General features: G+C 70.6%; 5 protein-coding genes. 4 read left to right on the top strand and 1 reads right to left on the bottom strand.

Features of this window, described 5'->3' with window-relative positions:
• Nucleotides 1-208: 208 nt before the first annotated feature.
• The 4 genes from V7067_RS04365 to fdhD are packed head-to-tail and all read left to right on the top strand — an operon-like array spanning nucleotide 209 to nucleotide 6,450.
• Nucleotides 209-781, top strand: a complete 573-nt coding sequence (locus tag V7067_RS04365; RefSeq protein WP_334174659.1) for a formate dehydrogenase subunit gamma — start codon at nucleotides 209-211, stop codon at nucleotides 779-781.
• The gene (locus V7067_RS04360; RefSeq protein WP_334174658.1) at nucleotides 778-2,349 is read left to right on the top strand and encodes an NADH-ubiquinone oxidoreductase-F iron-sulfur binding region domain-containing protein; all 1,572 of its coding nucleotides are present in this window, start codon (nucleotides 778-780) and stop codon (nucleotides 2,347-2,349) included. Before V7067_RS04365 ends, V7067_RS04360 begins: the two co-directional genes overlap by 4 nt.
• An 11-nt stretch (nucleotides 2,350-2,360) precedes the next feature.
• Nucleotides 2,361-5,249, top strand: a complete 2,889-nt coding sequence (gene fdhF, locus V7067_RS04355; RefSeq protein WP_334174657.1) for a formate dehydrogenase subunit alpha — start codon at nucleotides 2,361-2,363, stop codon at nucleotides 5,247-5,249.
• Nucleotides 5,236-6,450 carry a formate dehydrogenase accessory sulfurtransferase FdhD gene (fdhD, locus tag V7067_RS04350; protein ID WP_334174656.1) on the top strand — a complete coding sequence of 405 codons (1,215 nt, stop codon included), beginning with the start codon at nucleotides 5,236-5,238 and terminating at the stop codon, nucleotides 6,448-6,450. Before fdhF ends, fdhD begins: the two co-directional genes overlap by 14 nt.
• Nucleotides 6,451-6,454: 4 nt before the next feature.
• Here fdhD and V7067_RS04345 read toward each other — a convergent pair.
• Nucleotides 6,455-7,470 (bottom strand): linear amide C-N hydrolase (locus tag V7067_RS04345; RefSeq protein ID WP_334174655.1); only part of this gene is annotated, 1,016 nt, incomplete at its 5' end.

Raw genomic sequence — 7,470 nt, 5'->3', positions numbered from 1 at the left:
CCGTTCAGAGGCATGACACCGTGCATCGATAGAAATGTTCTATCGCAGCATGGCCGCGGTCGTCTTGCTGCGCGGGCCTGCCATCGTTTTAATTGGAGGGAATCGAAGGTGGCGGCGCCGGCGTGCCGGGCTGCCGCTTGAACAGAACGACAGGCGCGCGACGCCGCTGCCCGCCGGGGCCGGCGCCGACGCGACAGGGAGAAGCGCGATGAAGGGGCAGGCGAACGGCCCGGGCCGTGACCGCGGCACTGCGGCCGGTCCGGATTCGGGCGTGGCGGCCAGCGGCAGCGCGGTCGCCGTTGCATGGGATGAAGAGCGCGCCGCGGCAATTATCGCCGCCCGCGCCGGCGAGCCCGGTGCCCTGCTGCCGATCCTGCACGATCTGCAGGCCGCCTTTGGCTACGTGCCGCGCGCGGCCCTGCCGCTGGTGGCGGAGGGGCTCAACATTTCGCGCGCCGAGGTGCACGGCGTGGTGACGTTCTATCACGATTTCCGCGACCGGCCGGCCGGTCGCCATGTGCTGCGGCTGTGCCGGGCGGAGGCCTGTCAGGCGATGGGCTGCGACAGCCTTCATGCCGGCGTGCTGGCCGGCCTCGGGCTTGGCTGGGGCGAGACCTCGGCCGACGGCGAACTGACGGTGGAGCCGGTTTATTGCCTCGGCCTGTGCGCCACCGGTCCGGCGGCGATGGTGGATGACCGCCTGCTGAGCCGCACCGACGAGCGGCGGTTGCGGCTGGCGCTGGCGGCTGCCGGCTGCCGGGCCGGGGAGGGCGCGCAATGACGCGGCGGATCTTCGTTCCCGGCGATGCGGCGGCCCTGAGCCTTGGTGCCGACGACGTGGCGGCGGCGCTGGCGGAAGCGGCCGCGGCGGCCGGCGTGGCGGTGGAGATCGTGCGCAACGGCTCCCGCGGGCTGTTCTGGCTGGAACCGCTGGTGGAGGTGGAAACCCCGGCCGGCCGCATCGGGTACGGTCCCGTGGAGGCCGGCGATGTGCCGGGCCTCGTGGCGGCGGGGCTGTTTGACGGGGCTGTTCCGGGCGGCGGGCTCGCCGCGCGTCATCTCGGCCCCGTGGAGCGGCATCCCTGGCTGGCCCGTCAGCAGCGTCTGACATTCGCGCGCTGCGGCATCGTCGATCCGTTTTCGCTTGCGGATTATCGCGCCTGCGGCGGCCTGACGGGGCTTGAACGGGCACTGGCCATGGCCCCGGCGGAGGTGGTTGCCGAGGTGACGGCTTCCGGCCTGCGCGGGCGCGGCGGGGCGGGGTTTCCGACCGGCGTGAAATGGAAAACCGTGGCGGAGGCCCCGGCGGCGCAGAAATACATCGTCTGCAATGCCGACGAGGGCGATTCCGGCACCTTTGCCGACCGTATGCTGATGGAAGGCGACCCGTTCTGCCTGATCGAGGGCATGGCCATCGCCGGGCTGGCGGTGGGCGCCACAGAGGGCGTCATCTATTGCCGCTCCGAATATCCCCACGCCATCGCCGCCATGGAAAAGGCGATCCGCCTTGCACAGAAGGCGGGCATCCTCGGCGACCGGGTGATGGGGCGCGGGCCGGCCTTCCGCCTGCAGGTGCGGGCCGGTGCGGGGGCTTATGTCTGCGGCGAGGAAACGGCGCTGCTGGAAAGCCTTGAGGGCCGGCGCGGCACCGTGCGCGTCAAGCCGCCGCTGCCGGCCCATCAGGGCCTGTTCGGCCGGCCGACGGTGATCAACAACATGATCTCGCTCGCCACCATTCCGGTCATTCTGGAAAAGGGGGCGGCCTTCTACCGCGATTTCGGCATGGGCCATTCGCGCGGCACCATGCCGATCCAGCTGGCCGGCAACGTCCGCTTCGGCGGCCTGTTCGAGACGGCGTTCGGCGTGACGCTGGGCGAACTGGTGGACGACATCGCCGGCGGCACGCTCTCCGGCCGGCCGGTCAAGGCCGTGCAGGTGGGCGGGCCGCTCGGCGCCTATTTCCCGCCGGCGCTGTTCGACACGCCGTTCGACTACGAGGCTTTTGCCGCGCGCGACGGCCTCATCGGCCACGGCGGCGTGGTGGTGTTCGACGACCGCGTGGACATGGCGGCGCAGGCGCGCTTTGCCTTCGCCTTCTGTGCCCACGAGAGCTGCGGCAAGTGCACGCCGTGCCGCATCGGTGCGGCCCGCGGCACGGAGGTGGTGGACCGCATCCGCGCCGGCATCGACGTGGAGGCCAACATCGGCCTCGTGCAGGATCTGTGCGAGACGCTGAAATTCGGTTCGCTGTGCGCACTCGGCGGTTTCACGCCCTATCCGGTGATGAGCGCGCTGCGACACTTCCCTGCGGATTTCCGGCGTGCCGGCCTGCCGGCAGCGGCCGAGTGAGGAGAAGACCCATGGAAAACCATGACACCGGCTTTTCCCGCCTGCCCGCCGGCCTGAAGGAGACACCGGACCTCGGCACGCCGGCCGCTGCGGCAGACGGCCCGGCGGTGACCCTCACCATCGACGGCTATGCGGTGAGCGTGCCGGCCGGCACATCGGTGATGCGCGCCGCGCGCGAGGCCGGCATCAACGTGCCGAAGCTGTGCGCCACCGACAGCCTGAAGGCGTGGGGCTCGTGCCGGCTGTGTCTGGTGGAGATCGAGGGCCGCAACGGCACGCCCGCCTCCTGCACCACGCCGGTTGCCGCCGGCATGGTGGTGAAGACGCAGACGGAACGCCTGAAGCGGCTGCGCCGCGGGGTGATGGAACTCTATATTTCCGACCATCCGCTCGACTGCCTGACCTGTGCGGCCAACGGCGATTGCGAGTTGCAGGACATGGCCGGGGCCGTGGGCCTGCGCGCGGTGCGCTATCAGGGCGGCGAAAGCCATCTGGGGCAGGCGAAGGACACCTCCAGCCCCTATTTCCAGTTCGATCCGTCGAAGTGCATCGTGTGCGCGCGCTGCGTGCGTGCCTGCGAGGAGGTGCAGGGCACGTTTGCGCTGACCATCGAGGGGCGCGGATTTTCATCCCATGTATCGGCCGGGATGCACGAAGATTTCCTGTCGTCGGACTGCGTTTCCTGCGGCGCCTGCGTGCAGGCCTGCCCGACCGCGACGCTGATCGAGAAATCGGTGGTGGAGAGCGGGCAGCCGGAACATGCCGTCGTCACCACCTGCGCCTATTGCGGCGTGGGCTGCTCGTTCCGGGCGGAAATGAAGGGCACGGAACTGGTGCGCATGGTGCCGTGGAAGGACGGCAAGGCCAATCACGGCCATTCCTGCGTCAAGGGCCGCTTCGCGTGGGGCTATGCCAACCACCCGGACCGCATCACCACGCCGATGGTCCGGCGCAGCATCGATGAACCCTGGCAGGTCGTTTCATGGGATGAAGCGCTGGCTCATGTGGCGCGCGAGTTCCGCCGCATTCAGGACCGCTACGGCCGCGGCGCCATCGGCGGGCTGACTTCGTCGCGCTGCACCAACGAGGAAACCTATCTCGTCCAGAAGCTGGTGCGCGCGGTGTTCGGCAACAACAACGTCGATACCTGCGCCCGCGTCTGCCACTCGCCCACCGGCTATGGCCTGAAGACTGCGTTCGGCACCTCGGCCGGCACACAGGACTTCGATTCCGTGGATGCGGCCGATGTGATCGTGGTCATCGGCGCCAACCCGACCGACGGTCATCCGGTGTTCGGCTCACGCATCAAGCGGCGGGTGCGGGCCGGGGCGAAGCTGATCGTGATCGATCCGCGCCGCACCGATCTGGTGAGGAGCCCGCACGTGGCCGCCGATGTGCATCTGCCGCTGCGGCCCGGCACCAACGTGGCGGTGATGAATGCGCTCGCCCATGTGATCGTGACCGAGGGGCTGGTCGACCGTGCCTTCGTGGCGGAACGCTGCGATGAGGCTGCTTTCGAGGCGTGGGCGGCCTTCGTGGCCGAGCCGCGCAACGCGCCGGAGGCCATCGGCCCGGTTGCCGGGGTCGATCCGGAGGCGATCCGCACCGCCGCCCGGCTCTATGCCACCGGCGGCAACGGCGCGATCTATTACGGCCTCGGGGTGACCGAGCACAGCCAGGGCACCACCACGGTGATGGCCATGGCCAACCTGGCCATGGCGACCGGCAATCTCGGCCGGCCGGGCGTGGGCGTCAATCCGCTGCGCGGCCAGAACAACGTGCAGGGCTCGTGCGACATGGGATCTTTCCCGCACGAATTCCCCGGCTACCGCCACGTTTCCGACGATGCCACGCGCGGCATCTTCGAGAGCCTGTGGGGCGTGACCCTCGACAGCGAACCGGGCCTGCGCATCCCCAACATGCTCGATGCCGCGGTGGATGGCAGCTTCCGCGGGCTCTATGTGCAGGGCGAGGACATCGCCCAGTCCGATCCCGACACGCAGCACGTCGTGGCCGGCCTCAGGGCGATGGAATGCGTGGTGGTGCAGGATCTGTTCCTGAACGAGACCGCGAATTATGCCCACGTTTTCCTGCCGGGCTCGTCGTTCCTTGAAAAGGACGGCACCTTCACCAATGCAGAGCGGCGCATCAACCGCGTGCGCCGGGTGATGCCGCCGAAAGCCGGCAAGGCCGACTGGGAAATCACGCTGGCGGTGGCGGCGGCCATGGGGCACCCGATGGCCTACAGCCACCCGGCGGAGATCATGGCGGAAATCGCCGCCACCACCCCGTCGTTCTCCGGCGTCTCCTACGAGCGGCTGGAGCGGGAAGGCTCGGTGCAGTGGCCGTGCAACGACACGGCACCGCACGGCACGCCCATCATGCACATCGGCGGCTTCGCCCGCGGCCGCGGCCTGTTCATGATCACCGAATATGTGGCGACCGACGAGCGCACCGGCCCGCGCTTTCCGCTGCTGCTCACCACCGGCCGCATCCTCTCGCAATATAACGTCGGGGCGCAGACCCGCCGCACGCCGAACCTCGTGTGGCACGGCGAAGACCTGCTGGAGATCAACCCGCAGGATGCCGAGAACCGCGGTATCCGCGAGGGCGATTTCGTGCGGCTGACAAGCCGGGCCGGCGAAACCGGCCTGCGGGCGACGATCAGCGGGCGGGTGGCGCCGGGGGTGGTCTACACCACCTTCCATCACCCCTCGACGCAGGCCAACGTCATCACCACCGACAATTCCGACTGGGCCACCAACTGCCCGGAATACAAGGTGACGGCCGTGCAGGTTGCACGCTCCAACGGGCCCGGCGACTGGCAGAAGGACTATGAGGCCCATGCCCGCGAAAGCCGGCGCATTGCCCCCGGCGCGGCCGGCCATGCGGCGGAGTGACGTGCCCCCGCCGGAGGCGGCCGGCGGCGCGGCCGGCGTGGTGCGCCGGCTGTGGCCGGCGGGCACGCTGGCCGAGCGCCTGCTGATCGGCGAGGCGCCGGTCGCGCTCACCTTCAACGGCACCAGCCACGCGGTGATGATGGCGACGCCGGTCGATCTGGCCGATTTCGCCACGGGCTTCGCGCTGGCGGAGGGGATCGTGCCGGATGCCGGCGCGCTGGAGAGCCTTGAGGTGCTGCCGGCCGCGGCGCTCGGCGGCGGAGCCGGCTTCGAGGTGCGGATGTGGATCGGCGAGGCGGCGATGGAGCGGCTGCGGGCGCGGCGGCGCGCGCTGGCGGGGCCGAGCGGCTGCGGCCTCTGCGGCCTTGAGAGCCTCGATGCCGCGCTGCCGGCCATCGCCCCGGTCACCGCCCGGGCCACATTTTCCGTGGCGCAGGTGATGGCGGCCGTGGCAGGCCTGCAGCCGGCGCAGCGGCTGGGGCAGGCGACGCGCGCCGCGCACGCCGCCGGCTTCTGGCGGCCGGGCAGCGGGCTGGTGGCGCTGCGCGAGGACGTGGGCCGGCACAATGCGCTGGACAAGCTGGCCGGTGCGCTGGCGCGCGCCGGAGAGGATGCCGGCGACGGCATCGTGGTGCTGACCTCGCGCGTTTCCATCGAACTGGTGCAGAAGGCGGCCCGCCTCGGTGCGCCCGTGCTGGCGGCGGTTTCTGCGCCGACTGCGCTGGCGGTGCAGGCGGCGCAGGCGGCCGGGCTGACGCTGGCCGGCATCGTGCGGGCCGACGGCTGCGAGATCTTCACCCACCCCGCCCGGCTGGGGCTGGACGAGCCGGAGCGGCGTGCCATGAGGGAGCGTGAAGCGATGAGCGAGCGGGAAGCCGGCGGCGATACGGGCGGCGGCGATACGGGCAGCGGGCATGCGGGCGGCGGACATGCGGGCGGCGGACATGGGGGCGGCGGACATGGGGCAGCCGGCACGGCCAGACTGGTGCGCATGGCCAACCAGATTGCGCAGTTCTTCGCTGCCCAGCATCCCGGGCCGCCGGGCGAGGCCGCCGCGGCGGCCGCGGTTGCCGATCATCTGACGAGCTTCTGGGAGCCGCGGATGCGCCGCGGCATTCTGGCCTATGTCGCCGCAGGCGGCACCGGGCTTTCTCCGGTTGCCGCCGCGGCGGTGGCGCGGCTCGCGGTGCCGGCGGCCTGACGACCTAAGGCAGCAGGCGGGCGGTGATATCGCCGCTCAGCGTCGGGTCATAGGCATCGACGCTCTTCTGCGGGGCCCCGGGGCGGAAGTCGAGCCGGTTCAGATCGGCCCAGATCACCTCCGGCCCGCGCACGGGGGCGAAATAGAACACGTCGTGGGTGGTGTCCGACAGGCTGATCCACAGCGTCGGCCACAGATCGGTGATGTCCTCCTGCCCGGAGGTGTCGCGGGCCCCCGGCGGCACCGCGACGTTGCGGGTCAGCGCCATGGCGCCGGCGAGCGCATCCACGGTGGCGGCGGGCTTCGGCAGCATGGTCAGGTAGGAGGCGGCGCGCACGAACCGGCTCGCCGGATCGATATCGCCGGGCATCGCCAGATCGCCGCCGAAGGTGCGATAGCGCTTCAGGTTCTGAAGCTGCCAGTCGAGCGGCGGCTCGTTCGTCATCACCGTATATTGCCGGCCGTGATGGACCACCATCCGTCCGTCGACATATTCGATGACCGCCGAATCGCCGCTGCGGTCGGCAAGGGCCAGATGCAGCGGCCATGCGCGCCCGGCCACCTCTGCCGCCACCACCTGCACGCCTTTCAGCCCTTCGAGGGCCTCGGCAACGGTGGCGAAATTATCGACCACATATTGCACCCACACGCCGTTGGGCAGGCCCGGCCGGCCGTCGCGCGGCTCGTATTGCGATCCGCTGAGATAGAGCAGGCTCGCCGACAGCCCCTTTTCGTTCAGCCCTTCGCTGACGGCCACACCGAAGGCCGTCACGACGAGGGCGCCATATTTCGCGGTCCACTGCGCGGCCGGCCCGGCCGGGGCGGCGGATGACCGGCTGACGCCACGCGGCGAAACCTGCAGACGGGCTTCGTCGGGGCGGAAGAGATCCATCGTGCGCGCGACGACGCGCGCCTGATCGTTGTCGTTCCAGAAAATGCGGGTGCAGGCCCGCGCCGGCGCATCAGCGCCCCCGCCGAGAACGGCCGCCGCCGCCAGCATGGCCACGGCGACACCGGTGA

Source organism: Pseudoxanthobacter sp., assembly GCF_036822375.1.
In the GTDB taxonomy this organism is placed as follows: Bacteria; Pseudomonadota; Alphaproteobacteria; order Rhizobiales; family Segnochrobactraceae; genus Pseudoxanthobacter.
Note: the sequence above shows the minus strand (reverse complement) of the source record. Positions and strands in the feature narration are given on the sequence as shown.

Coding starts and splice junctions, on each gene's coding strand:
- V7067_RS04365 (WP_334174659.1), top strand. CDS start 209: ATGAAGGGGCAGGCGAACGGCCCGGGCCGTGACCGCGGCACTGCGGCC.
- V7067_RS04360 (WP_334174658.1), top strand. CDS start 778: ATGACGCGGCGGATCTTCGTTCCCGGCGATGCGGCGGCCCTGAGCCTT.
- fdhF (WP_334174657.1), top strand. CDS start 2,361: ATGGAAAACCATGACACCGGCTTTTCCCGCCTGCCCGCCGGCCTGAAG.
- fdhD (WP_334174656.1), top strand. CDS start 5,236: ATGCGGCGGAGTGACGTGCCCCCGCCGGAGGCGGCCGGCGGCGCGGCC.